Below are 25,254 nucleotides of genomic sequence, written 5' to 3' on the forward strand. Positions count from 1 at the left end.
GGCGGAGAACAGTGACCGAACAGGCCGTTGCCGATCTGCGCACCCGCGCGGCCCGCACCTCCGGCACGGTCCGGATCGTCGGTGCCGGGCTGCTCGGTGCCAGCATCGGCCATGCGTTGCGCGCGCTCGGCGTCGACGTCGCGCTCGCCGACGCATCGCCCGCCCAGTTGCGTCTGGCGATCGACTACGGTGCCGGCCGCGCCGCGCGTGACGGTGACCGCCCGCTGCTCGTGGTCGTCGCCGTCCCGCCGGACGTCGTCGCCGACGTCGTCGAGCGCGAACTGGCCGCGTTCCCGGATGCCGTCGTCACCGATGTCGCGAGCGTGAAGCTCGATCCGCTCCGCGAACTGCGCCGACGCGGCGTCGACCTCACGCACTACATCGGCTCGCATCCGATGGCCGGGCGCGAGCGCGGCGGGGCCATCTCGGCGCGCGCCGACATCTTCGTGGGCCGCCCCTGGGTCGTGTGCCGCGACGAGGAGACCCCGGCATCCGATCTCGCACTCGTCGAAGGGCTCGCGCTCGACCTCGGCGCGACGCCCATCGAGATGACGCCCGACGAGCACGACCGCGCGGTCGCGCTCGTGTCGCACGTGCCGCAGCTGGTGGCGTCGCTGCTCGCGGGCCGGTTCGTCGACGCGCCCGACGGCTCGCTGCGGCTGGCCGGACAGGGCGTGCGCGACACGACCCGTATCGCGGCCTCCGCGCCGGAGCTGTGGGTGCAGATTCTCGGTGCGAACTCCGCCCCCGTCGTCGACGTGCTCGACGCTCTCTCCGACGACCTGCGTGCCGTCGCGGACGCCCTGCGCGCCCCCGAGGCCCCCGGCGCGCGCCGCGCCGTCGCCGACACCATCCGCCGCGGCAACGACGGTGTGGAGCGCCTGCCCGGCAAGCACGGGCAGAACCGCCGGTACGAGAGCCTCGTCGTCATGGTCGACGACACGCCGGGTCAGCTGGGCCGCCTGTTCGGCGAGCTCGGGGAGCTGGGGGTCAACGTCGAAGACCTGCGCCTGGAGCATTCGCCCGGTGCGCAGTTCGGTCTGGCCGAGATCAGTGTCGACCCGACGATCCTCCGTCACGCCGAGGACGGCCTGACGGCGCGCGGCTGGAAGATCGCGAGCCTGCCCTCATGACCGTCACGATCGCCATCGACGGGCCCGCGGGCTCGGGCAAGTCCAGCGTGTCCAAGCAGGTGGCGCGCGCCCTCGGCTACGGCTACCTCGACACCGGCGCCGCCTACCGAGCCCTCGCATGGCACGTGCTGGCGCGGGGCGCCGGTGCCGCGTCCGACACGGCGGACGAGGCGGTCGTGGTGGCCGCGGCATCCGACTTCCCCTACGCCATCTCGCTCGACCCCGACGACTACTGGGTGCGGGTGGGGGAGACCGACGTCACCGCCGCGATCCGCGAGCCGCGGGTGACCGCCGCCGTCAGCGGCGTCGCCCGCGTTCCCGCCGTGCGTGCGCAGGTCAACGAGCTGTTCCGCCGGCTCGTCCGCAACTCGGGCCGGCCCGGGGTCGTCGTGGAAGGCCGCGACATCACCACCGTTGTCGCCCCCGACGCGCCGGTGCGGATCCTCCTCACCGCCGCACCCGAGGTGCGCGCCGCCCGGCGCAGCGCCGAGCTGTCCGGCGAGGATGCCGATGCCGTCGCCGCGGCACTTCACCGCCGGGATGCCGCCGACAGCACCGTCGTCGACTTCCTCACCGCCGCCGACGGCGTCACGGTCGTCGATTCGACCGAACTTGATTTCGCTCAGACCGTGGAGGCCGTCCTCGACGTGATCTCTGCGACTGACCCCACCCCACAGGAGAACCACGATGGCCGCTGAAGACGAGTACGAGGCCGGTCCCGACCAGATCGAGGAGAAGCTCGCGAACCTCGACGAGGAACTCGCGGAACAGCGGGCGGCGGCGCTGCGCGCCTCGCTCGCCGACTACGACCTGGACGATGAGGACGACGACCTGCTCGCGGGCTTCACCGCCGGCGGCGAGGTCGTCGAGATGCTGCCCGCGCTGCCGGTCGTCGCGATCGTCGGACGGCCGAACGTCGGCAAGTCGGCGCTCGTGAACCGCATCCTCGGCCGCCGCGAAGCGGTCGTCGAAGACACCCCGGGCGTGACGCGAGACCGCGTCACCTACAAGGCCGAGTGGATGGACCGCCGTTTCTCGCTCGTCGACACCGGCGGGTGGGAGCCCGACGCCCGCGGCATCGATCGCTCCGTCGCCGCGCAGGCAGAGGTCGCCATCGACCTCTGCGACGTCGTGCTGTTCGTCGTCGACGCCATGGTCGGCGCCACCGCGACCGACGAGGCCGTCGTGAAGCTGCTGCGCACGACCAAGAAGCCCGTCTTCCTCGTCGCCAACAAGATCGACGACGCCCGCCAGGAGCCCGAGGCTGCGGCGCTGTGGAACCTGGGCCTGGGCGAGCCGCACCCCGTGTCGGCCATTCACGGTCGCGGGGTCGCCGACCTGCTCGACGAGGTCATGAAGGTACTCCCGGAGGTCTCGGCCGTCGCCAAGGGCGAGCTCGGCGGCCCGCGTCGCGTCGCGATCCTCGGCCGCCCGAACGTCGGCAAGTCCTCGCTGCTGAACAAGGCCGCCGGTGAGGAGCGCGTCGTCGTCAACGAGCTCGCCGGCACCACCCGCGACCCGGTGGACGAGATCGTCGAGCTCGGCGGCAAGCTGTGGCGCTTCGTCGACACCGCCGGCATCCGCCGCCGTGTGCACCTGCAGCAGGGCGCCGACTTCTACGCGTCGCTTCGCACCTCCGCCGCGCTCGAGAAGGCCGAAGTGGCCGTCGTCGTGCTCGACGTCTCGCAGTCGATCAGCGTGCAGGACCTCAACATCATCGACCTGGTGCTCGAGTCGGGCCGTGCGCTCGTGCTCGCCTTCAACAAGTGGGACCGCCTGAACGACGACGACATGGAGAACTCCGACCGGCGCCGCTACCTCGAGCGCGAGATCGAGCAGGACCTCGCACACGTCGCGTGGGCTCCGCGCGTGAACATCTCCGCGCGCACCGGTCGTCACCTCGACAAGCTCGTCCCGGCGCTGGAGACGGCGCTGGAGTCGTGGGATCAGCGCATTCCGACCGGAAAGTTCAACGCGTTCCTCGCCGAGCTCATCGCGGAGCACCCGCATCCGCTGCGCGGAGGCAAGCAGCCGCGCATCCTGTTCGGCACGCAGGCGGGCACCCGTCCGCCGACCTTCGTGCTGTTCACGACCGGATTCCTCGACCCGGGTTACCGTCGGTTCATCCAGCGGCGCCTGCGCGAGATCTTCGGCTTCGAAGGTACGCCGATCGTCGTCAACATGCGGGTGCGCGAGCGTCGCCAGCGTTGAGTCCCGCTGTCGCCGTGGCGGGCCGTCTGTGGTGCCGGCGCGGGCTGTGGCGGCGGCGCGCCGCTGACCGAACTGCAAGGCCTCTGCGCCGACACGCGGTGTGATGCGCGGATGCAGCGGCGTGTCGCCCCGCATCCCTTGCAGTTCGGGTGGGTGGGTGGCCGGCCGGGCCGCGCGCCGAGCGGGCTCGGCCGAGCCGGCTGGTCTGTCGGCTCGCGGGGGGTTGGTCACGCCAGGTGCTTCGTCCCGGTCGTCGAGCGAATGGGGCTCTTCGCAGATGAGGGTGTAGTCGTGGGCCGGCTGGTGGTTCGCGGATAGGCGTCGAGGTCTTCCAGGATGGAAGTTCCTACGCTGCCCATCCGAAAGACCTCGACGTGCACCACCCTACGTTCGCGACCCCTGACCTGACCACGTTCTGCCGCCTCGACGAGCTCGGCCTCGAGGCTGTTGGACAGCTGCTCGAGCCAGACCGGGCAGTGCTTGAGTGCCGTGTCATCAATGATGACCCGTGGTGCCGGAAGTGCGGTGCGGAGGGCGTGGCGCGTGACACGGTCACGCGGCCGCTCGCGCATGAGCCGTTCGGGCACCGGCCGACGACGCTGCTGATCCGGGTGCGCCGCTACCGGTGCGCGCACTGCCGGCGCACCTGGCGGCAGGACACGACGAAAGCGGCGGCGCCACGGGCGAAGATCTCGCGCGGCGGGATCGGGTGGGCACTCACCACGATCGTGGTCGACCACCTCACCGTCTCCCGCGCCGCAGCAGGACTCGGGGTGTCGTGGCACACCGCGAACACCGCGATCCTCGCCGAAGGCAAGCGACGGCTGATCGACGACCCCACGCGGTTCGATGGGGTGACCACGATCGGTGTCGACGAGCACGTCTGGCGCCACACACGGTTCGGCGACAAGTACGTGACCGTGATCATCGACCTCACCCCGGTCCGCGAGAAGAGCGGCCCGGCCCGGCTGCTGGACATGGTCGAGGGGCGGTCGAAGCAGGTGTTCAAGCAGTGGCTCGCCGCCCGGCCCGCGGACTGGTCGAAGGCGATCGAGGTGGTCGCGATGGATGGGTTCAGCGGGTTCAAGACCGCCGCGGCCGAGGAACTCCCCGACGCCGTCCCCGTCATGGACCCGTTCCACGTCGTCCGCCTCGCCGGCGACGCCCTGGACCGCACCCGGCAGCGTGTTCAGCAGGACAACCTCGGCCACCGCGGCCACGCCGGTGACCCGCTCTACGGTGTCCGCCGCACCCTTCACACCGGCGCGAGCTTGCTCACCGAGAAGCAGACCGCACGCCTCGACGCGGTGTTCGCCGCCGAGGAGCACATCGAGGTCGAAGCGACCTGGGGCATCTACCAGCGCATCGTCGCGGCCTACCGCGAACCCGACAAGAACAAGGCCAAGGAGATGATGCGCGCAGTGATCGACGCCGTCAGCAGCGGCGTCCCCGCCGCTCTCACCGAGATCCGCCGACTCGGGCGGACCTTGAAGCAGCGCGCAGCCGACGTGCTCGCGTTCTTCGACCGCCCCGGCACCTCGAACGGACCCACCGAGGCAATCAACGGGCGCCTCGAACACCTCCGCGGATCGGCCCTGGGCTTCCGCAACCTGACTCACTACATCGCGCGGTCGCTGCTCGAAGCCGGCGGCTTCAGACCACTCCTACACCCTCGATTGCGATGAGCCGCGAATGGCGCCGGCCGGTGTCACCCGAACTGCAAGGCCTCAGCGCCGACATGCGGTGTGGTGCGCGGATGCCGCGGCGTGTCGCCCCGCATCCCTTGCAGTTCGGGTGGGTGGGCGGCCGGGCGGAGGGCTTGTAGTTCGGGCAGTGGCCAGCGCGACGGCGCCACGCGCGCTCGCCCCGGTCCCGGTCGTTGAGCGAGCGGCGCAGCCGCGAGTCGAAACGCGCGGGCGTCAGCGGATGACCAGCGAGCGGAACCGCTCCACCGGCAGGTCGTCCAAGCGCAGGGGAGCAGCCTCGGCATCCGTCGTGCTCACGCGGGGCAGCGGCTGTCGCGCTCCCGTCTCGCGGAACCGCTGCACGGCCCACGTGTCGACGCCCGCGTCGGCGAGACGGCATCCGAGTTCGCGGAGTCCCGCGTCGTCGATCGCCGCCGGGTGCACGGTGGTGCGCACCTCGTAGTCGAGCGGGTGATCCGATCCGGCGCGCAGCAGCCGGTTGCCGAGCACGAGTTCGAGCGAGCGCCAGGCGTGTCCGCCGCTGGGGGCGCGGCCGGTGACGGTGGCGTAGTCGTCGGGCACGGCTTTGATGTCCAGTCCCACCCAATCGACGTAGGGCAGCGCACGAGCCAGCAGCCCCGGGTAGGCGCCCGCGGTGTGCAGGCCCACCCTGAAGCCGAGCGTGCGCACCATCTGCATCGCCGGAACCAGCGCGTGCTGCAGGGTGGGCTCGCCGCCGGAGAAGACGACGCCGTCGAGCAGTCCCATCCGTTCGCAGAGCAGGTCGGTGACGTCAGCCCACGTGACGGCGCCCTCCGCCCGCGGATCGATGAGCGCCGGGTTGTGGCAATAGAAGCAGTTCCACGGGCAGCCCTGCAGGAAGACCGTCGCGGTCATCATGTCGGGCCAGTCCACGGTCGAGAACGCCGTGACCCCCGCGATGTTCAGTTCACAGGCTGCAGCGGTGCGGACCATGTCGCCTCCTCGGCGGGAAGGGCAGCGGAGAAGTATTCCCGCTCCTCAGCTTCGCCCTTCTTCCCGATGTTGAAGCTGGCGATCGGCCGGAAGTAACCCATCACGCGCGTCCACACCTCGCACGCGGCTCCGCAGTCGGGGCACTGCTCGTGGTGGCCGGACCGGTAGCCGTGACGGGGACAGATCGAGAAGGTGGGCGTCACCGTGATGTACGGCAGTCGGAAGCGCGACAGCGACCGGCGGACGAGGTCGCGGCAGGCCTCGGCCGACGGCATCGCTTCTCCCATGTAGAGGTGCAGCACCGTCCCGCCGGTGTATTTCGCCTGCAGCGCCTCTTGCATCTGCATCGCGAGGAACGGGTCGCTGGTGTAGCCGACGGGCAGCTGCGAGGAGTTCGTGTAGTAGGGGTTGTCGGCGGTGCCCGCATGGCGGATGCCGGGAAGGCGCGCGATGTCTTCCTTCGCGAACCGGTAGGTCGTTCCTTCGGCGGGCGTGGCCTCGAGGTTGAACATGTGCCCGGTCTGCTCCTGGAACTCGACCATGCGCGCGCGGACGTGGTCGAGCAGGCGCGTGGCCAGGCTCATGCCGCGTGCGGTGGTGATGTCGTCGGCATCGCGCGTGAAGTTGCGGACGTACTCGTTGAGGCCGTTGACGCCGATCGTGGAGAAGTGGTTGTCGAGCGTGCCGAGGTAGCGCTGCGTGTAGGGGAAGAGGCCGCCGTCGAGGTGGCGGGCGATGACGGCGCGCTTGGCGACGAGGCTGTCGCGCGCGATCTCGAGCAGCTCGTCGAGGCGGGCGATGGCGGCATCCTCGTCGCCGGAGTGCACGAACCCGAGGCGTGCGCAGTTGATGGTCACGACGCCGATCGATCCGGTCTGCTCGGCGGAGCCAAACAGACCGTTGCCGCGTTTGAGCAGCTCGGTGAGGTCGAGTTGCAACCGGCAGCACATCGAGCGGATCATGTGCGGGTCGAGGTCGGAGGTCACGAAGTTCTGGAAGTAGGGCAGGCCGTACTTGGCGGTCATCGCGAAGAGGGCGTCGGTGTTGGGGCCGTGCCAGTCGAAGTCCTTCGTGATGTTGTAGGTCGGGATGGGGAACGTGAAGGCGCGGCCGTCTTGGTCGCCCTCGGTCATCACGTCGATGAAGGCGCGGTTGATGACGGCCATCTCTGCGGCCAGGTCGCCGTAGGCGAACGCCTGCACCCGGCCGCCGACGAGGGGATGCTGATCGGCGAGGTCGTCGGGGCAGACCCAGTCGAAGGTCAGGTTGGTGAACGGTGTCTGCGTGCCCCAGCGGGACGGCACGTTGAGGTTGAAGATGAACTCCTGCATCGCCTGGCGCACGTCGTCGTAGCTCAGGTCGTCGATGCGCACGTAGGGGGCCAGATACGTGTCGAACGAGCTGAACGCCTGCGCACCGGCCCACTCGTTCTGGAGCGTCCCGAGGAAGTTGACCAGTTGGCCGAGGGCGCTGGAGAAGTGGCGGGGAGGTGCCGAGGCGATCTTGCCGGGCACGCCGTTGAAGCCCTGTTCGAGCACCATCCTCAGCGACCACCCGGCGCAGTAGCCGGCGAAGACGTCGAGGTCGTGGATGTGGAGGTCGCCCTCGCGGTGTGCGGTGCCCGCCTCGGGTGCGTAGACCTCGTCGAGCCAGTAGTTGGCGATGAGCTTTCCCGCCGCGTTCAGGATCATGCCGCCCAGCGAGTACCCCTGGTTCGCGTTCGCGTTGACCCGCCAGTCGGCGCGGGCGAGGTACTCGTCGATGGTCTCGGCGACGGAGACGGAACGGGGGGAGGTCATGATGATCCTGCCTTCGATATCTAGGGAGGCGAGCTTGGTCTGACCACAATATGTGGGGGTGTGAGTCGCTGTCGCGTCCAGATGTGGGCGTGTCGCGGAGTCATGCGCCGTGCAAAACTTCGCCGTACGGCGGTCGCTGGCGCCGGGGTGTGACAGGCTGGGCGGATGACGATCGTGCCTCCCGCCCCCGGTGAGCCGCGCCGCCCCGATGGGCCGCGCGATCCCGGTGACACGTGGGTGGTGACCGATGACGGGACGCGCTACTGGGGTCGTTTCGGCGCGGCGGGTCTGCTCGCCGTCGATCCGCAGCGCGGCGTGCTCTTGCAGCACCGCGTGGCCTGGAGCCACTTCGGCGACACGTGGGGGTTGCCGGGTGGTGCGCGCCATCAGGACGAGTCCGCGTGCGAGGGGGCGTTGCGCGAGTCGGCGGAAGAGGCGGGAGTGCCGGCATCCGCCGTGCAGCCGCGCCTGATCAGTGTCTACGACGTGGGCGTGTGGAGTTACGCCACGGTCGTCGCGGATGTCGTCGTGCCGTTCGAGCCGGTGATCAGCGATCCGGAGAGCCGTGAGCTGGCGTGGGTGCCCGTGGATGCCGTCGACTCCTACCCGCTGCATCCGGGGTTCGCCGCGTCATGGCCGCTGTTGCGGTCGCTGCTGAAGGTGCGGCCCGCTGTGGTGGTCGACGCGGCGAACGTGGTCGGATCGGTGCCGGACGGCTGGTGGAAGGATCGGGCCGGCGCGACCGCGCGGCTGCTGGAACGGCTGCGCGCACTGTCGGTGCAGGGAATGGATGCCGGGCGGCTGGGGCTTGTCGCGGACGTGTGGTTCCCCGAGCTGCGTGTCGTGGTCGAGGGGCAGGCGCGAGCGGTCGAGGAGGTTCCGGGCGTCGCTGTCGTGCGCGCCGACGCTGAGGGTGACGACGCGATCGTCGCGGAAGTGGCCGCGCTCACTGCTGCGGGGCGGCGTGTGGTCGTGGTAACGAGCGATCGGGAACTGCGGGCGCGCGTGGGCGCGCTCGGTGCGGCGGCGCACGGGCCGTCGTGGCTCGACCTCGACTGAGGTCGCCGGGCGGTCAGTCGTCGTCGGTCGCGTAGCCGGTGACAGCGTCGCGTCCGCGCAGCCGATCGATGTCGCGGCGCTCGCGTTTGGTGGGCCTTCCTGCGCCGCGGTCGCGGACGGCGAGCAGCGCCACGCGCTCGCGTGGCGGCGTGCGGTCTTCGGCGGCGAGGGCGGCGATCGGCGCTCCCACACGTTTCGTCAGCAGTTGTCGCACGACCAGCATCCGGTCGAAGCCGGCGATGCGTACGCGGATCTCATCGCCGATGCGCACGGGTTGTGAGGCTTTCGCCTTCTCTCCGCCGATGCGCACGTGGCCGGCGCGGCATGCCGTGGTTGCGGCGGAACGGGTCTTGTAAACGCGCACGGCCCACAGCCAGCTGTCGATGCGGACGGACGGCTCGCTCATCCCTCGATTCTGCCGTGTCGATCTCGTGTCCAGTCACGCCACCGTGAGCGAGACGATCGGTCGTGTGGGGCCGGGTCTGGCCACCTCGACGAAGCCCGCGTCGACGAAGCTCGAGAGCGCGCCGTGATAGAGATCGTTCGAGGAGGTCTTGCCGGCGCTGGTGTCGACGGGATAGCCCTCGACGACCCGTGCGCCGTGCGTACGCGCGTGGTCGACGGCGGCGTCGAGCAGGCGCCCCGCCAGACCCTGCCCACGGAACTCCTTCCGGACCACGAAGCACGTGATCGCCCAGACGGACTCGTCGTCGAACGGCTCTGGCGATTGCTGGAAAGCGCGCGTGGCGGCCAGACGCGGCTGATCCGGTCGTGGTGACACCTTGACCCACCCGGCGGCGACGCCGTCGAGGTACGCGATGAGCGCGGAGGCCGGGGAAGTGGCGAGGTCGCCCCGCAGCAGTTCGCGACGCTCGTCGGTCGTGGCGGCTTGGAAGTCCTTGTTGCGCAGCATCCACCACTGGCACCAGCACGAGGCGCCGTCGCCTCCGCCGGTGAGAGCGTGCTCCGCGTCGGCGAAGCGATCGACGGATGCCGGGAGGATCTCGATCTGGCTCATGAGCAGACCGTACTCCTGACTTGCGACACGCGTTCGCGAGTGCTCCACGAAACCGGTAGGATAGGGGAGTTGTCCGCGAGTGGACAGCAGACCGGGATGTGGCGCAGCTTGGTAGCGCACTTGACTGGGGGTCAGGTGAGTTGGAGCGGCGGGGCAGCACGAAAACTAAACAACGGGATGTGGCGCAGCTTGGTAGCGCACTTGACTGGGGGTCAAGGGGTCGCAGGTTCAAATCCTGTCATCCCGACAAAAAGCCCTGGTGAGAGGCAACTTTCACCAGGGCTTCGTCGTTTCTGGGAGTGGTCACTGGCTGGTCCACTCGCTCGGGCTGCTCGATCCGGCCGCCGCCGAAGTGGACCAATCCTGTTCGGCGTTCTCGCCCGCGAAGTGCACCAGAAGGTGCCCGTGGAGTGGACCAGAATCCGGGCAGGACGGTGCTCCGGCCCTCTCTTGGAGGGTCGGAGCGTGGGTTCACGGGCGGTCACAGGCGGGGTCCGTCGCGGCGGGTGGTGTCCCTTCTGGTGGGGGCTGCGGAGAGGAACTGGTTGGCCTGTCTGGCGGCTTCGGCGAGGTGTCGATGGTCGGGGTGCAGGTAGCCCTTGGTGGTCTCGATCGACTGGTGCCCGAGGATCTCTTGGAGCACGTGCAGGGCTATTCCGGCGTCGGCCATCCAGGTCGCTCCGGTGTGGCGCAGCCCGTGCCGGGTGAGGTTGTCGAACCCGAGCTTCGCCACGAGGTCGTCCCAGTGCGTCGCGTCGCGGACGGTGGCGGTGGTGAGGACGCCACCGCGCGGCCCGCGCAGGAGCGGATCGTCGGGCGCCTTGCCTTCGGTGAGACGTTCGAGGGTGGGTTCGAGCGCGTCGAGCATCGGCACGGGGCGGTCTCTGCGGCCTTTGGTCTGCTTGATGACGAGGCCGCCTTTGCCGGGATAGTGCTGTCGTCTGATCCAGACGATGCGGTTGCCCCAGTCCACGTCCCCGGCTCGCAGCCCTGCGACCTCAGAGCCGCGGGCAGCCAGAAGGGCGGCGAGCATGACGTGATCGGAATACGACTGGTGCACCTTCCCACACGCGGTGGCGAGCCTCTGCAACGTGGGAAGGTCCGGGAGGGCGTACTGGCGGAGCGCTCCGGTGGTGTGTGTGACGTGCTTGCCGAGGTTCCGGCGGGCGCGATGCTTGGCGGGGTTGATCGAGATGATGTCGTCACGGACGGCCTCGTCCAAGACGCGGACGAGCGGGGCGATGGAGTTCTTGATAGTCGAGGCGGAGTGCTCAGCCTCCCAACCGTCGATGGTGCGGTCGATCATCCCGGCGGTGATCTTCGCGACCCGGATGTGCCCGAGCGCGGGCAGCACGCGGAGCCGAAGCCCGGTGTCATAGAGCTCAGCCGTGGACGTGGGATCGAGGCCCCGCTGCCACCTGTCACCGATCGACGCTGCGTAGGCGGCGAGGGTGACGGTGGTGTCGTTGCCCGTCTCGGTCGCGGCGCGCATCTGCTCGAAGAACTCCTCGACCTCCTCCGCAGTGCGCACGTGTGAGACTCGGCCGACGCGCTTCTTGGTCGAGGGGTCGGTCCAGCGCACGCGGGCGCGGAAGCCCTCGGTGCGCCGCTCGACATCGGTGGTGAGCTTGACGCCGACCGGCGGCATCCTGTGGTTGCGAGGGTCAGCCATGCGCGGTCTCCTGCTCGCTGACCCAGGCCCGGACGGTCGCCGGGGTGTAGCGGTAGACACCGCCGACCTGGACGAACGGAGGGCCGACCTTCTCCCGTCGCCACCGGGAGAGGGTGGCCTGGGAGACGGTCAGGAACTCCGACGCCTCCCTGGGGCACCACAGCGGCTCGACGTTGCCGCTGCCGCGGTCACTGAGTGGGCTCGTCATCGTCGGGCACCTCGCCGGTTTCCGGGGCTGCGCCGAGGCTGGCGTAGAAGGCGTCCTCGGCGGCCTGGCGTCGGGCGACATCGGCCTTGACGAACGCCCGGAAGTCCGACGCCCGATTAGGGATCACGACGTCCTCGATCGCCTCGATGGGCGTCTCGCCGGGCCATGCGGTCTGCCGGGTGGCGCGGTCGCGGTCCAGACGGGTGCCGCAGGCGGCCACCCAGTCGCGCAGGCGCTGTCGGGCGTCGGCGAAGTCGCGGTGCCAGCCGTTCGGTGCTGACCCGTTCTCCTCCGGGTCGTACGCGCATAGCCAGTGCAGGTGCAGGGCGGACAGCTCCCACACCAGCTCCGGGTGGCGGTGCCAGAACGGCGGGACCACCGACGCGGGGAGCCCGTAGGTGTGGCGCAGCCAGGTCACCCACTTGTCGAGCTCGGCCCACTCGCCGGCGGCCTCCTCGGCAGTGAGGAGGTTCCAGTTCACCGGATGCGGCGGCTCCGCGAGTACGCCGACGTCCTCCTCCGGTGCCTCGGTGTCGTCGGTGTCGTCGTCCAGGGGAGCGGGCTCTGGCTCCTCTTGCTCGGGGATGTCATTGACCACGGCCATCATCGTCTCCTCGGTCACAGCCCGGGCCCCGGCGCGGCAGATTCGCGGATACGACGCGGATCATCGTTTCGGACGGCCTCTCTGCTTGCCGCTGCTGCCGGAGCCTCCTGCTCCGCGGTGCGGGTGTTGCGCTGGCTGCGGTCGACTTCGTAGCTGGTGCGGGCGAGGTCGTGGCCGATCTTCTTGGCGACGAACTCCTCACCCTGTACCGTCTGCCCGTCCCGTTCGTACTCGTACGGGTGCGTGTAGCCCTCGGCGACGAAGCTGTCGCCCTTCGCGAACCGCTCGTGCGCCCGCTCAGCCGTTGCTCGATAGGCCACGAGGTCGTGGAAGGTGGTGTCCAGCTCCGTGAACGACCCGTCCGGCTCCTTGCGGTAGTGCTCCTGCCCGACGCGGGCGTAGAACCTCGCCTCGCCCTTGCCGGTGTGGCTGAGCTGCGGGTCCGAGGCGATGAAGCCTGTGAACGACTCCTGCGTGTGGATCGCCATGACGACCGTCCCTTCCTGGCATCGGCGGCCCCATGACAGAACCGCTCTTGTCAGGCAGGTGCGTCAGAGCTCCCCAGCGGGCGGCGTTGCAGCAGCACCTCGATGTCGGCTCGGTCGGCGCGCAGCGTCATAGCGTCGGGCCGGTCGGTCCACATCCGGGTGCGGGTGACGATGGGCGGTGCTGCGCGCAGCAGGACAAGTGCGGTGCCGAACGGGAGGGTGCGGATGGTGTCGGGCGGCATGATCGGCACGCGGCGGATGGAGCGTTGCGCGGAGCGGGAGCCGTGGTCGCCGATCGTGGTGGAGTCGGTCACCTCGTCGCGTTCCCCGATGAGCGTGGTCAGATCGTGCAAGTCCTTGGAGTTCGATGCCCCGCCGAGGATGATCTTCACGATGCTCGCGTCCCAGATCGCGCCGGCGGCGTTCTCCGACCACTTCTCCCGCGCCTGCGCGAGCGACTGGAGCACGGGCATGGTCGTGATCCCGGTGCCGCCGCCTTCGGCCATGAGCGTCGGCAACGACGGCAGCGGGGCGAGGTTGCCGACCTCGTCTAGGGCGAGCAGCAGAGGCGGGTCGAGGCGGGCGCCAGGGCTGGTCGCGGCGATGCGGCGGGCGGCTTCCACGAGGTCTTCCACGAACGCCGCCACCAGCGCTGCGCTGTTGTTAGCTCCGGCGCCGGTGGCGAGCAGGTAGAGGGTGCCCTTGGCGCGGAGAAACGCTTCGGGGTCGAAGTCCTCGCCTTCCCGCGGCGATACGGCGTCGAGCACGCGCGGGTCTGCGAGAGCGGCCAGGGCGAGGGAGACGCCTTGCCAGACGGAGTCGCGGGTGCGGGGGTCGGAGTCGATCATCGCCTGCAACGACTCCGCCCAGCCCACGGCCGCGTGCGGGTTCGCGGCGAGGATCGCGACCGCGTCTGCGGCGGCGGAGGGGTCTAGGGTCCAGCGGAACAACTCTGAGGGTGGCCGGTGGTCGAGGGCGGCGGCGTGGAGGAGGGCTTGGAGTGCGGTGCGGGTCTTGCCTTCCCAGAACCCGCCGCCTTCGACGCCTCCGGCGGACAGCCCGGTGCCGGCGGCGAGCCCGGTGGCGCGGATCATCGCGGTCAAAGGGTCTTCGCACCCTCGGATGGGTGACCATCTGAGTCCGGCGGGTACGCCTTCGGCGAGGTGCTGGGGGTCGAACACTGCGACCGGGCCGGTCTTCTTGCGGGCGCGGAGGGTGGCGGTGAGGTTGTCGGGCCGGGTGCTCGTGGTGACGACCGCGCCGGGCGCGTCGAGGATCATGTTGATGACGATCCCTGCGCCTTTCCCGGATCGGGGCGGGCCGAGCAGCAGGATCGAGTCTTCGACCGACGCCCACACGCCGGGGCCTTGACCCCGGATCGTGGACACGGTGTCATTTCGGTTATGCCGCTTCCGTGAGGGTAGCTGATCTCGCGGCCGCGTAGGTGTTCTCGTAGCTGTTCGGGGTGATCTGGCCGATCGCGGAGTGGCGTCGGCGCGTGTTGTATCGGTTCGTCCACCGGAACACGGCCCGGTAGGCGGTGGCTTGATCGGGGAACGCCGACGCGCCTTGGAGGAGCTCGCGTTTGAGCGCGGCGTTGAAGCTCTCGGCCAGCGAGTTGTCGGCGCTCGTGCCCACCGCGCCCATGGACTGGGTCACCTTGAGCTGCTCGCAGAGTGCTGCGTAGGCTTTCGACGCGTAGACCGAGCCGTGGTCGCTGTGGAACACTGCGCCGGCCAGCGATCCGCGGTCGCGGTGCGCGCCGCGGAGAGCGCCTTCGACGAGTTCGGTGCGCATGTGGTCGGCGACCTGCCAGCCGGCGAGCTTGCGCGACCCGAGGTCGATGCAGGTCGCCAGATACAGGTTGCTGCCGTCCGCGATGGGGAGGTAGGTGATATCGCCGACATACCTGCGGTTCGGCTCCCCGGTGCTGAAGTCCCGCCCGACCAGGTCGGGGAACTTCCGTCCGGACTGGTCCGGGATCGTGGTCTTCACCCGGCGGCGCAGTCGGATCCCCGCGAGCGCGTGTTCCCGCATCACCCGAGCGACCCGCTTATGATTCACCCGCCCGGCGGCGGGGACGCCGTCGTTGAGGTCGGCAGTGATCCTCGGTGCCCCGTAGGCGCGGTCACCACCCTGCGCGGGGTCCTGCAGCACCCGGATCCGTGCCGCCAACCGGGCGTCGTCCGCGGCTCGCGCGGCCCGTCCCGGGGCTGCGGCCAGCCACGCGTAGAACGAGGACCGGGCGATCTCGATGACCTCACACAACCGCTTCACGCCGTAGGCGTCCTTGTGGTCCTCGACGAACTGGAAGCGGTTCACCAGTTCGTCTCCGCAGCGAAATACTTCGCCGCCTGACGGAGGATGTCCCGCTCCGTCTCGAGCTTGACCTGCTCCGCTCTCGAGACCGCTAACTCGGCTTCCAACCGGATGATCCTCGCCGCCTGCGACTCCGACCGCACCGACACCGGCGGCGACACCGAACCGGCCGCAGCGGTCCCGGATCCGAGCTTGTCGACCCATTCCTTCAACGCACCACGGGAGATCCCCAAATCGGCCGCGATCGCTTTCAGCGTCGCGCCCGGCGTGGACTCGTACAAATCCACCGCACGCTGCCGGAACTCGTCCGTGTAGTTCTTCCTTGCCATCCCTCAGATTCTCGCTTCCCCAGCATCGTGCTGGAATCAGCGTGTCCAAGATCAGGGGTCAAGCCCCCCGCGCCCGCGGGAGGCGCCGATGCGGTATCCGACATCCTGCGGTGCGGGCTTGTCGAGGGACGGGCGCAGGTGTCCGGCGCGGCGTAGCAGTGCGGGTTCGGAGGCGGCCCGGGCGACCTCACCCTTGGTGGCGATCCCGGCAATGCGGTACGGGTCGGCCTTCACCTGGCGGCCGTGCTCGCGGAAGAGCCGCCACCCCCACCAGCCGCCCGCCCCGGCAGCAAGGATCAGCAGGCCCGCGGTGATCCAGTACGCCACGACGTGCAGCCCTTCTGCGTCGAGCGCGGCTGCCGGGTCTGCGGGGTTCAGCAGTACCCCCAGGCCCGCCTCGATGCCGCCTGCGGGCTGGGCGGTGCCGGTGATCCAGGCGGCGACCGATCCGGCCGCGCGCAGGATGCCGGCCATCAGCGCGGCTGCGATGAGGATGCCGATGCCGAGGTTGCTGAGCTCGTCACCGAGTGACCCGGCGGGGCGTGGGGTGCTCATTCGGGGTGTCCGATGGTGAGGGTTCCCGAGATGCGGCCGAGCAGGACGATTTCGCGGGTCGGGCTTGCGTTGGCTTGTTCGGCGGTGAGGAGGGCGCGTATGGTGCCGTCAGGGGCGGCGTCGCCGTGCGCGATCACGATCGCGATTCCCACGTCCTCGCCGGGCACGAACCCCTCCCCGTGGAGCGTGACGAGCTCCGGCATCACCTGTCGCGACGGTGGCGGGGGCGGTGCGGGCTCTGGTTGGGGGCGGCGGCGTGTGCTGGGGGTGATGATGTCGGTGAACGTCGTCCCGTCCGCCTCATGCACCTCGACTCGCAGCGGCGAACGGTGCTGGGCGGTGAGCTGGTCCAGGACGCGGGCGAAGTCTTCCCGCCGCCACGCCAGGGCGAACGGCTCCGGCTCGTAGGGTGTCCCGTCGACGGTGACGGTCATCCGCCCGTCCGGGGCGATGTCCATGACGACGTGCGGGAGCGAGACCGGGACGGGCTCGTCTCGGGGTTCAGGCTCGGGGCCGGTGCGCTTGTAACGGGGGCGGGCCATCAGGATTCCTGCCGATCGTTCACGATTCCCGAAGCAGCGTCGGGATTGCTGAACCTGCGGGTTTCCGCGGTCATGCGGGTGGTGGTGTCGAACGCGGTCAGCTCGGCGGGGTGGAGCTGGTGCTGGACGACGAAGGAGCGGTCCTTGATCCGCCACAGTCCCTGCCCCGTGCCGAGCCCTGGGAGGAGCTTCTGTTCGGTGCCGGTCAAGCCGAGCGCGAGGGCGGTGGAGCCGAGCTGATCGGCCTCCTGCCGATACACAATCCGGGTCTCCGCGTTCGCCAACAGGGACGAGGCGAGGGCACGCATGGCGGAACCCTGGTCGCCGACATTGTCCAGGTCGGAGAGCTTGTGGAAGATCAGCATGTTCGCGATCCCGAAGTGGCGGGCGAGCCGCCATTGGGCGTCCATGCGGCGCAACAGACTCGGGTAGGCCATGAGTCGCCAGGCCTCGTCGTAGATCACCCAGCGTTGCCCGCCGTTCGGGTCCGACAGCGCCGACTCCATCCATGCCGAGGAGCAGGTCATCAGCACCGAGATGAGCGTCGAGTTCTCGGCCACACGGGACAGGTCCAGCGACACCATCGGCAGCGACGGATCGAACCGGACGGTGGAGGGCCCGTCGAAGAGTCCTTGGAGGTCGCCGGCGACCAGACGGCGCAGCGCGTGGCCGACCAGCCGTCCGTCCTCCGCGAGGCGCCCGTCGGGGTCGTCGTCGGGGTTGGGGGTGAGGATGCGGTCGACGACCATCGGCAGGATCGGCACCTCCGCCGACCGCACGGCGTCGCGGAGGGCGAGGTCGATCGCGGTGTGCTCCAACGGCGACAACACCCGATCCAGCACCGTCTCTGCGAGGGCACCGATCAGGTCGCGGCGGCGGGAGGCGACCTGTATCGCCCACTCCGCATCCGACACGGTGGAGGGCCGGTGGCCCTCATCGAGCGGGTTGAGCCGGTTGGACAGGCCGTGGCCGAGGACGATCGCCCGCCCTCCGACTGCCTCGGCGACGGCGGTGTGCTCACCCTTGGGGTCGCCGGGGACGTAGACGCGGCGGCCGAACGGCAGAGAGCGGGTATAGAGGGACTTGGCGAGCGAGGACTTACCGGAGCCGACGATGCCGGCCAGCACGACGTTGGGGGCGGTGATGAGACCCCGCTGGTACAGCACCCACGGGTCGTACACGAACGACCCGCCGGAGTAGAGGTCCTGGCCGACGAACACCCCCGCCGAGCCGAGGCCCCCTTCGGCGAGGAACGGGTACTGCCCGGCCAACGTTGCGGAGGTGTCCTGGTGCTTCGGGAGCCGCAACCTGCCGGGGGTCCGCAGCGCTCTGGGTCCGGGTTCCCCGGCGGCGGGCAGGTAGGTTGTCGCGCGCTTCTCCGCCTGCTCGGCTTCCCACTTCGCTTTCGCGTCGGCCTTCCGAGTGTCGCGGGCGGTGGTCTCGATCCGGGTCGCGGCCTTCCGGCGGGCCTTGCGATGCTTGCGACGCTCGCCCTCCGGGCCGACCAGCACCGCAGTGTGCAAACGGCCCTCCTCCCGCCCGCTCACAGTCCCAGCCCCCGCCCCGTCAATGCGGATGCGCCGGGCCTGCGGGCGAACCAGTCCGTTCCCTCCGCACGGCGCCCTGCCCGCGCCGGCTCCCGTTCGACGGTGCGCCGCGCGGGGTCGGGCGTGACGGCGTGCCGGAGGGTCGGGTCGGGGGTGGTGTCGTGGGTGCGGAGCAGGGAGACGTGGCCGAGGAAGGGGCTGTAGGTGAGGGTGTAGTCGTCCTTGGTCGCGGTGCGGTCCAGGGCGCCGGTCGGGGGCTGATCGTAGACGTACCCGTTCTCGAGCGCAGCCTGCGTGGTCTCCTCACCGAAGTCGTATCCGGCGAGGTGGTCGATCGCGGCATCGGTGCCGTCGTGGTCGATGATGTCGAGCACCTTGTCAGCCTCATCGCCTTGGAGGAACACGACACTGATCCACCGGCGGCTTGCTTGTTCTACGAGGTCGGGGTCGCGGTCGATCAGCATCGCGAGCTCGTCCTGGTGCTGGCGGGCGGTGTCGGTCACCCATTCGGGGAACGCGCCCTCGTTGTCGGTGTGCTGGCCGGGATTGTCGATCGCGAACTGGCGGGCCTCGCCTGCCGCTGCGAGGAACACAGCGAGCTCGCGGACTGCTCGTGCGGGTGAGACGGGCGCGCCGGCCCCGGTGAACAGGTCCCGGCCCTCCACGCTCTGCCCGGTGGCGGGGTGCTCGATGCGGTAGGCGTAGCGCTGGTGCTCACCCAACGGGGTGTCCGGCCACACCGTCAGCCGCAGCTCCCCGGACTCCACGCTCGCGCGTGCGGCAGGGTCCGGGGGTGCAGGTTCGGGGTGCCAGGCGATCCGCCCGGACTGGCTCATCGCGGCGTCCACCCGATCGTGCACGGCATCCAGCAGCGTGCCGGCCTGGTGCAGCTCGTCCGCGGCAGCGAGGGCCGCGGTCGCCCCGGACGCCTGAGTGCCGGCGTCGTCATGGGCGCGGGAACGCGCGGTGATGTGGGCGGCGGCGAGCTGGTCGAACACTTGACGTAGCGATCTGACCCCGGCGAGCAGGTCGCCGAGCACCGTATAGGTGTCGGCGGGGTCCTCGAACGTGCGGGTGGCGTGGGCGAGACCGCGCAGCGCGGCGGATGCCTCCGCGGCGTCGGTCACGGGGTTGTCGAAGGTCGGCATGATCGGGCTCCTCACAAGAAATGTGGTTGACAGGGTGTGGGTCAGACCGGACGGCACAGGGGCAGGGCGGCGGCGGTGAACGCCTGGGCCTGCTGCCCGACGAGGCGGCGGGTCTCGCAGCTCGCTTGGATCGCGGCCTGTTCGACCGCCGCGACCGCCGCGTCCAGCTCCTCCACGGTGGGCGCGGAGACGGAGACAAGGCCTGAGACGCGGAGGACGCCGTGCCCGGCGGTCAGGTCCGCTTCCTGTTGCAGCACGTCATCGAGCTCGGCGGTGGAGGAGGCGTCTTCGATCTGGCCGATCTTGCGGCGTTGGGCGGCATCGGAGATGAGTTCGGTCTTCTTCTTCCGCAGGTCCCGTGCGGCCTGGTCGGCACGCACCGGGGTGTAGTGCAGCGACAACGTGCGGAGAATGCCGTTAGAGAGCACGAGCGGTGCAAGGAACCCCGGATACACCTGCGAGCGGGGCCATTCGATGACCCACAGCACCGCATGGAAGGCGCTGTCGGAGCGCAACCGGTCCCACGTCTCGGTGACCGCGACCGGGCCGGCGGTGGCGAGGTCGCGGCCGAGGTCGCCGTGACGCTCCAGCGCGGGAGCGGCCGCCGGGTCGTACGCTCCGCGGAGGATCACGGCGACCTCGCCCGGGGTCAGCCACCCGGTGCCGGTGAGCTCGGCGGCACGCAGCGCTGTGGTGAGGGTGGTCATCTCCTGCCGCAGCACCGCCGCGGCTCCCCGTATCCCGCCGCCTGCGGTTCTGATCTGCCGGCTGGCGGCGCGCATGTCCAGGGCGAGGCTGATCATGGTCGCGTGCCGCTCCCCGGCAGGCCCGGCACGGTCGATCAGCTCTCTGTAGGTGGTGGAGGCCCAGGAGCCGTCGTCGGTGCCGTGCGTGGTCCACCACTCCGCCAACCCCGTCCCCGAGTCCGGGAGGGTCCGCTCGCTGACTTGGATGCGGGCGATCCGCCCGGACCGGCAGGCGGCGGCCAGCACGCGGCCCCACCCTGCGACGCGGCGTTGCTGCTCGCCGGGATCGAGGAGCACGAATGCTGAGTGGGAGACGCCGAGGATCACGGTGAGGGTCTGGGCGTGGGGGTCGTGGATCATCGCCGCGCCCGTCTCCGGGTCCTCCCATTCCCGCAACGGCGCGGCATCGCCAGGAAGGGCGAGGGTGCCGGCGGGGCGGGGCTTGGTGATGCGTCGGCGGTAGATGAGCTCGCCGAGGTGGGTGCGGGCGGCCCAGCGGGTGAGGACCGGCACCCACTCGATGACCTTCCGCCCGCCCGCGGGGATGACCGCGAGCAGCGCGGCACCAGCCCAGACCGGGGAGGTCCAGGCCAGGCCCATGCCGCCGGCGATGTAGAGGGCGGTGACGACGGTGAGGATCGCGATGCCGAGGACGATGAGCTGCGGCAGCGACAGCCCCAGGAGGATGCCACGCCGGGTGAGGCGGGAGAACTGCACCGCCCCCAGCGGGTACTCGTTCGTGGTGTGGCTGACCATTGGCTCATTCCTTCCCGGACGGCTTCGAGGACGGCGGCGGTGCCGGCTGCGATCGCCGCGGCACCGCCGGGGCGGACGGTGGCGGGGTGATCGGTGCCGAGTTCGCCTGCGCGGGCGGCACCGGCGGCGGGGATGCCTGTTCGGTCGCCGCCCCGGCATGGCCCTCAGCGGCACCGCCGACCGCGACGCCGGCTTTGGGCCCTGCGGTCGCTGCGCCCTTGACCACCGCACCGCCGACGACAACCGCCGCCCCAACCGGGCCCGCCGCCGCACCTGCACCCGCGCTGGCCCCGGCTCCCGCCCCGGCACCGGCTCCGCCCGTTGCGGCAGGCGTTGCGGTTCCGGCCGTTGCCGCCGGGGCGCCGGAGGATAGCGGCGTCGATCCGCCGCCTCCGCCACTACCGCCGCCGGTGGGCTTGCCGCTGGTGTCACCGCCGCTGCCATCGAGCACCTTCTTGGTACTGTCGCCCGTCGGCGATGCGGGAACCGGGACGGGCCGGTTCAGCGCCGACTTCGCCTCCTGCTCGCTGCTCATCGCGTGGTACATGTCGAACCCGACGAAGGACATGAACTTGTAGGTGATGTAGGGCGCGAACGCGGCGATGAACATCAGCACGACCCCAGCGATCGGGTCCGAGATGGAGGCAAGGTCCGCGACGATCGGTGCGGATACCTGGCCGATAGCGACGAGGAAGATCACGACGAGCACGAGCTTGGAGAAGATCAGCGCGATCACGAACGCCGCCCACTTGGCGAACCAGCCCTTGGTCGCATCCCACGTGGCCCCGGCGAGGGCGATGGGGCCGAAGACGATCGCGACGAGCAGGAGGGCTTTGCGGATCAGCAGGGAGAACCACACGATCGCGGCCGCGCTGATGGCGAGGCCGGCGAGGAAGATGGTCAGGATCGCGCCGACACCAGGGGCGGCGATGTTGATCCCGGCCAGCCCGGTGGCGAGGAGCCCGATCTGGGTCCCCATCCCTTCCATCGTGTTCCCGGTGGCCTGCACGATCCCGACCGCGAGCTGGTCGGTGATTTCCAGCAGCAGCGCGGTGAGCGTGATGACCAGGAACGACCCGAGCACGCTCTTCGCCAAGCCGAGTGCGGCACGGCTGAGGGCGGTGGGGTCGCGGTGGATGAGGCCCGTGATGAGCTGGAGGCAAAAGAACACCAGCATCACGAAGATCGCCACGCCGAACAGCACGTTGTAAACGCCGACGTACTCCGGGCTGGTGACATCGACGAGGGTGGTGGTGTCGAACACCCACCACACAGCCTCGAACAGCCACGCCGCAGCCCCGGCCATCGCCTGGCCGAGCCAGTCGAACGGGGCAGAGATGAGCGTCGCCGTCGCCTCGCCGACCGCGTCGCACACGTTGGAGATGACCGGGACATCGCAGATGCTCACCGCCACCACCCCCGCTGCGGGTACGACGTTGTTGGGGTGGTCATCAGACGGCCTGCCCGACGCCCCAGAAGAAGTTGATGAGGGTCACCGCGGCACCGCAGATGATCGCCGCCCCGCAGCTCACGAGGACGCCGACCTTCCCGCGACTGGCGAGGTGCGGGTTGGAGGAGTTCGCGCCGAAGCCCCACACGATCGCGGAGACGATCAGGGCGAGGACGGAGAGGATGAGGCCGACGGTCATCACGGCGCCGACGATGATGCGCAGTTGCTCGATGCCGGGAAGGCCCGAGCTGTTGGGGTCGATGTCGATCACGATGGGTGCTCCTGACTGTTCACGGGGACGTGGGCTTCTCCCAGTCAGGTGCGCACCCACTCTCTCGCCGTCCGCCCGGGGCGCTCTGTGGGTGGTCTCGCATCGCGGGGTGGCTCGATGGATGAGGCGGGGCGGCATGCGAGCGTCGCGTGGCGCGAGTACATCGACGCGGCCGCGGAACAGGGTCCATGCACTCTCACGCTGTGTTGAGGTGACACGTGATGGCGTGCCCGTTGCACTATGGGAAAGTCGGTGACTGAGAGATTCGGACAGAGCATGAAGCCACGGAGAGCGCGACGGCCACAAGGCCCCCCAGAAGGATGGCCCCCAGCAGCCGCGGCCACCGGGACCGAAGACGTCGCTGACGAGCCCTCCAGTGAGACAGCGATTCGCGAGATCGGCAAGGGGCTTCGCTGGTACGACCTGCCCTATCTCCTTCTACGCGGTCTTCAGCGTTCAAACGTGGACCCGTGGATTCCCGCTCGTTGGCGCGTGAAGATCCGTGAGATGTCGAACTTCCTGTATCAGACGCACCACACGCGCGAACGGCGCCATGGAGACGACCTCTATCGTTACGAGCGGATAGAGCTGCCTTCCGGGGAGGGCGTGACGATGCCATACGCATCGATCGTTGAGTACTTCACGGCAAGTGGTGTTCGCGGACTGTCGGCGGCGCGTGAATCCTGGTCACTTTCGGCGCTCGAAAAGTGAACGGTTGCGGGCAGTCTAGCTAGGTGTTTCGTCGGTGGTGGTGCGGATGCTGGGGAGGCTGTCGATGCCTCTGCCGCGGAGGCGGTAGCTGGCGCCTTTGAGGGTGAGGACGTCGGCGTGGTGAACGATGCGGTCGATCATCGCGGCGGCGACGGCCTGGTCGCCGAAGACGCCACCCCAGCTGGAGAACGGCAGGTTCGAGGTCAGGATCAGCGACGCGTGTTCGTAGCGTGACGAGACCAGCTGGAAGAAGAGGTTGGCGGCGTCTTGTTCGAACGGGAGGTAGCCGACTTCGTCGACGATGATCAGTCCGTAACGGCGAAGCCGGGTGAGCTCTCGTGGCAGGTTGCCTTGCCGGTGGGCGTCGGTGAGGCGGGTGACCCAGTCCGTCGCAGTCGCGAACAACACCCGGTGCCCGTGGCGGGCAGCGACGATCCCGAGCGCGGTCGCGAGGTGCGTCTTCCCCGTCCCGGGAGGGCCGAGCAGGACCACGTTCTGCGCTTCGAGGAGGAACCCTCCTGAAGCGAGCGCGGCGATCTGCTGCCGAGTGGCCGGTTGCGCGTCCCAGTCGAAGTCCTCGAGCGTCTTCCGGCTCGGCAAGCCAGCGGCTTTGATCCGCAGCTCCGCGCCGGAGGCGTTGCGAGCGCTCACTTCGCGTTCGAGGACGGCGGCGAGGTAGTCCTCGAACGACCAACCGGCGTCGCGTGCTTGGTCCGCCATCCGGGCTGCGGCCTCCGTGATCCGGGGTGCCTTGAGTGCGCCGGCGAGATAGGTGATCTGCTTTGCGACGTCGGTCTTGCCGGCCATCAGTTGCTCCCCTCGACGAGCCCGAACGCGCGGTCGTAGTCCGCGAGATCCCGAGTCAGATCGTCGCCGACTGGAACAAGTCGCGGCTGCTGGAACTCGCGTCGTAGGACGGCCGCAGCTTCTCGATGCGCGGGGTCGGTGATCACCATTCCTCGCGCCCAGACACGGGTGTGGTCGGCGATGATCCGTCCATCGAGGCGGACGCGGACCCGGTCCAGGTCCGCGGTGACGTCGACGATCCTGCCGATCGCGCGCGGGTCGACGGAGTAGTCGTTCGTGTCGATGCGGACGTAGTAGTCGCGGCCGAGCCGGATCCGGTTCCGCCAGCCCAGATGCAACGGGATCGGCGGCAACGGCAACATCGCCGCCAGATCCGCAGGCAGCAGCGAGATCGGAGAGGCGGCCAGGGTGCGCACCCTCCGCTGGTTGGCGACTCCGAGCCAGTCGGTGAACTGCTCGTTGAAGTCCGCGGGCGAGGCGAATGACCGGCCCGGCATGAACGATGTCTCGAACCAACCGTTGCGGCGTTCCACGATCCCTTTCGATTCCGGATCCCGCGGCGGCAGCAGCACGAGCTTGGCCGCGAGGGTTCCCATGAACGCGTCGACTCCGTCCGCGTGACGGCGTCCTCGCCCGATGCCGGGCTCGTTGTCCCAGATCAGCCGACGCGGAACCCGGCCGAGCTGCTCGATCAGCTGCCAGGTCCCGAGCAGCAGATCCTCGGTCTTCCGAGTCGGGATCATCACTCCCGTCGTGAACCGGCAATGCGCCGGGGTGATCACCAGCACCGGCAACAGCTTCGCTGTCCCGTCCTCGAGCGGGATCTTCTTCGGCGGGAACCACAAATCGCACTGCGCCGCGTCCCCCGCCGCCCACGTGATCCGATCCGCGGGATCGAGACGCTGCTGCTCGGGCCGCAACCGCTTCACGTTGTCACGGAACCACCGGATCGAGCCCGTCCACCCGACCCGCTCCGCGAGCACCGTCGCCGGCATCGTCGGCGTCTCCAGCAGCAACGCACGCACCCGCGACTCGAACGGTGTGAACGACGTCGGCGCCGCTGTCCGCTCATAGTGAGGCGGCGATTCCGAGTTCACCGCCTTGATGACCGTGGTCCTCGAGATCCCCAACCGCTCGGCAATATGCGCGTTCGGCACGCCCTCGCCGGCCAGCCTCCGGATCAACGCCCAGTCCTCCAAAGTGATCACTCTCCAATCGTTG

The 25,254-nt window shown here is 69.7% G+C and carries 24 protein-coding genes, 1 tRNA gene and 1 pseudogene; 7 read left to right on the forward strand and 19 right to left on the reverse strand.

What is annotated here, in order from left to right; all coding sequences use genetic code 11:
• The first annotated feature begins 11 nt into the window (after positions 1–11).
• From JOE53_RS03895 to JOE53_RS03910, 4 genes are all read left to right on the forward strand, one after another.
• Complete coding sequence (locus JOE53_RS03895; RefSeq protein WP_204946845.1) at positions 12–1,133, forward strand: prephenate dehydrogenase; 1,122 nt, start codon at positions 12–14, stop codon at positions 1,131–1,133.
• Complete coding sequence (gene cmk, locus JOE53_RS03900) at positions 1,130–1,831, forward strand: (d)CMP kinase (RefSeq protein ID WP_005055158.1); 702 nt, start codon at positions 1,130–1,132, stop codon at positions 1,829–1,831. Before JOE53_RS03895 ends, cmk begins: the two co-directional genes overlap by 4 nt.
• Complete coding sequence (der, locus tag JOE53_RS03905) at positions 1,821–3,344, forward strand: ribosome biogenesis GTPase Der (RefSeq protein ID WP_005055156.1); 1,524 nt, start codon at positions 1,821–1,823, stop codon at positions 3,342–3,344. The genes cmk and der overlap by 11 nt, the downstream gene beginning before the upstream one ends.
• Positions 3,345–3,718: 374 nt before the next feature.
• Positions 3,719–5,029 carry an ISL3 family transposase gene (locus JOE53_RS03910; protein ID WP_204946571.1) on the forward strand — a complete coding sequence of 437 codons (1,311 nt, stop codon included), beginning with the start codon at positions 3,719–3,721 and terminating at the stop codon, positions 5,027–5,029.
• A 234-nt stretch (positions 5,030–5,263) separates the two neighbouring features.
• Here the strand turns inward: JOE53_RS03910 and JOE53_RS03915 are convergent, their stop codons facing one another.
• On the reverse strand, positions 5,264–6,004 hold the full coding sequence (locus JOE53_RS03915) for an anaerobic ribonucleoside-triphosphate reductase activating protein (RefSeq protein ID WP_204946846.1): 741 nt from the start codon (positions 6,002–6,004) through the stop codon (positions 5,264–5,266).
• Positions 5,974–7,803, reverse strand: a complete 1,830-nt coding sequence (locus tag JOE53_RS03920) for a ribonucleoside triphosphate reductase (RefSeq protein ID WP_204946847.1) — start codon at positions 7,801–7,803, stop codon at positions 5,974–5,976. The genes JOE53_RS03915 and JOE53_RS03920 overlap by 31 nt, the downstream gene beginning before the upstream one ends.
• 165 nt (positions 7,804–7,968) lie before the next feature.
• Between JOE53_RS03920 and JOE53_RS03925 the strand changes: the two genes are divergently transcribed.
• The gene (locus tag JOE53_RS03925) at positions 7,969–8,862 is read left to right on the forward strand and encodes an NUDIX domain-containing protein (protein WP_204946848.1); all 894 of its coding nucleotides are present in this window, start codon (positions 7,969–7,971) and stop codon (positions 8,860–8,862) included.
• A gap of 13 nt (positions 8,863–8,875) precedes the next feature.
• Here JOE53_RS03925 and JOE53_RS03930 read toward each other — a convergent pair whose 3' ends face one another.
• Together JOE53_RS03930 and JOE53_RS03935 are read right to left on the reverse strand one after the other, a co-directional pair.
• On the reverse strand, positions 8,876–9,268 hold the full coding sequence (locus JOE53_RS03930; RefSeq protein ID WP_061681273.1) for an RNA-binding S4 domain-containing protein: 393 nt from the start codon (positions 9,266–9,268) through the stop codon (positions 8,876–8,878).
• 33 nt (positions 9,269–9,301) lie between these two features.
• On the reverse strand, positions 9,302–9,880 hold the full coding sequence (locus JOE53_RS03935) for a GNAT family N-acetyltransferase (protein WP_061681275.1): 579 nt from the start codon (positions 9,878–9,880) through the stop codon (positions 9,302–9,304).
• Positions 9,881–10,053: 173 nt separating this feature from the next.
• Between JOE53_RS03935 and JOE53_RS03940 the strand changes: the two genes are divergently transcribed.
• A tRNA-Pro gene (locus tag JOE53_RS03940) sits at positions 10,054–10,127 on the forward strand.
• Positions 10,128–10,361: 234 nt separating this feature from the next.
• Here JOE53_RS03940 and JOE53_RS03945 read toward each other — a convergent pair.
• The 13 genes and pseudogenes from JOE53_RS03945 to JOE53_RS04010 form a co-directional block, all read right to left on the reverse strand.
• Positions 10,362–11,552: a tyrosine-type recombinase/integrase gene (locus JOE53_RS03945; protein WP_233449478.1), complete on the reverse strand. Its 1,191-nt coding sequence runs from the start codon at positions 11,550–11,552 to the stop codon at positions 10,362–10,364.
• On the reverse strand, positions 11,545–11,760 hold the full coding sequence (locus JOE53_RS03950; RefSeq protein ID WP_204946849.1) for a helix-turn-helix domain-containing protein: 216 nt from the start codon (positions 11,758–11,760) through the stop codon (positions 11,545–11,547). The genes JOE53_RS03945 and JOE53_RS03950 overlap by 8 nt, the downstream gene beginning before the upstream one ends.
• Positions 11,741–12,364 (reverse strand): hypothetical protein, encoded by a 624-nt coding sequence (locus JOE53_RS03955; RefSeq protein WP_204948168.1) that lies wholly within the window; start codon positions 12,362–12,364, stop codon positions 11,741–11,743. The genes JOE53_RS03950 and JOE53_RS03955 overlap by 20 nt, the downstream gene beginning before the upstream one ends.
• A 14-nt stretch (positions 12,365–12,378) precedes the next feature.
• Positions 12,379–12,852 carry a single-stranded DNA-binding protein gene (locus JOE53_RS03960; protein ID WP_204946850.1) on the reverse strand — a complete coding sequence of 158 codons (474 nt, stop codon included), beginning with the start codon at positions 12,850–12,852 and terminating at the stop codon, positions 12,379–12,381.
• A 50-nt stretch (positions 12,853–12,902) separates the two neighbouring features.
• Positions 12,903–14,222: pseudogene (locus tag JOE53_RS03965) on the reverse strand (type IV secretory system conjugative DNA transfer family protein); the annotation flags it as partial.
• A 31-nt stretch (positions 14,223–14,253) separates the two neighbouring features.
• Positions 14,254–15,500 (reverse strand): IS3 family transposase gene (locus JOE53_RS03970; RefSeq protein ID WP_204946851.1). Its coding sequence is split into 2 segments (ribosomal slippage): positions 14,254–15,188 and positions 15,188–15,500, totalling 1,248 coding nucleotides; the frame shifts between segments, so codons are not numbered across the junction.
• A 51-nt stretch (positions 15,501–15,551) separates the two neighbouring features.
• A complete protein-coding gene (locus tag JOE53_RS03975) occupies positions 15,552–16,055 on the reverse strand; it encodes a hypothetical protein (protein WP_204946852.1) in 504 nt (167 codons plus the stop codon).
• Positions 16,052–16,597, reverse strand: a complete 546-nt coding sequence (locus JOE53_RS03980) for a hypothetical protein (protein ID WP_204946853.1) — start codon at positions 16,595–16,597, stop codon at positions 16,052–16,054. The genes JOE53_RS03975 and JOE53_RS03980 overlap by 4 nt, the downstream gene beginning before the upstream one ends.
• Complete coding sequence (locus tag JOE53_RS03985; protein ID WP_204946854.1) at positions 16,597–18,144, reverse strand: TraC family protein; 1,548 nt, start codon at positions 18,142–18,144, stop codon at positions 16,597–16,599. The genes JOE53_RS03980 and JOE53_RS03985 overlap by 1 nt, the downstream gene beginning before the upstream one ends.
• Positions 18,141–19,292 carry a hypothetical protein gene (locus JOE53_RS14655; protein WP_233449479.1) on the reverse strand — a complete coding sequence of 384 codons (1,152 nt, stop codon included), beginning with the start codon at positions 19,290–19,292 and terminating at the stop codon, positions 18,141–18,143. Before JOE53_RS14655 ends, JOE53_RS03985 begins: the two co-directional genes overlap by 4 nt.
• A gap of 41 nt (positions 19,293–19,333) precedes the next feature.
• Complete coding sequence (locus JOE53_RS04000; protein ID WP_204946855.1) at positions 19,334–20,794, reverse strand: SCO6880 family protein; 1,461 nt, start codon at positions 20,792–20,794, stop codon at positions 19,334–19,336.
• Between the two features lie 4 nt (positions 20,795–20,798).
• Positions 20,799–22,202 (reverse strand): conjugal transfer protein TrbL, encoded by a 1,404-nt coding sequence (locus JOE53_RS04005; RefSeq protein WP_204946856.1) that lies wholly within the window; start codon positions 22,200–22,202, stop codon positions 20,799–20,801.
• Positions 22,203–22,245: 43 nt separating this feature from the next.
• Complete coding sequence (locus JOE53_RS04010; RefSeq protein ID WP_062764860.1) at positions 22,246–22,515, reverse strand: DUF6112 family protein; 270 nt, start codon at positions 22,513–22,515, stop codon at positions 22,246–22,248.
• 507 nt (positions 22,516–23,022) lie between these two features.
• On the opposite strand from JOE53_RS04010, the gene JOE53_RS04015 reads away from it, so the two are divergent.
• Positions 23,023–23,226 (forward strand): hypothetical protein, encoded by a 204-nt coding sequence (locus tag JOE53_RS04015; protein WP_204946857.1) that lies wholly within the window; start codon positions 23,023–23,025, stop codon positions 23,224–23,226.
• A gap of 15 nt (positions 23,227–23,241) precedes the next feature.
• Here JOE53_RS04015 and istB read toward each other — a convergent pair whose 3' ends face one another.
• A complete protein-coding gene (gene istB, locus JOE53_RS04020; RefSeq protein WP_204946858.1) occupies positions 23,242–24,033 on the reverse strand; it encodes an IS21-like element helper ATPase IstB in 792 nt (263 codons plus the stop codon).
• A complete protein-coding gene (istA, locus tag JOE53_RS04025; RefSeq protein ID WP_204946859.1) occupies positions 24,033–25,241 on the reverse strand; it encodes an IS21 family transposase in 1,209 nt (402 codons plus the stop codon). The genes istB and istA overlap by 1 nt, the downstream gene beginning before the upstream one ends.
• Positions 25,242–25,254: the final 13 nt, after the last annotated feature.

Origin of the sequence: Microbacterium laevaniformans, assembly GCF_016907555.1 — a bacterium.
GTDB classification, from domain to species: Bacteria; Actinomycetota; Actinomycetes; order Actinomycetales; family Microbacteriaceae; genus Microbacterium; species Microbacterium laevaniformans.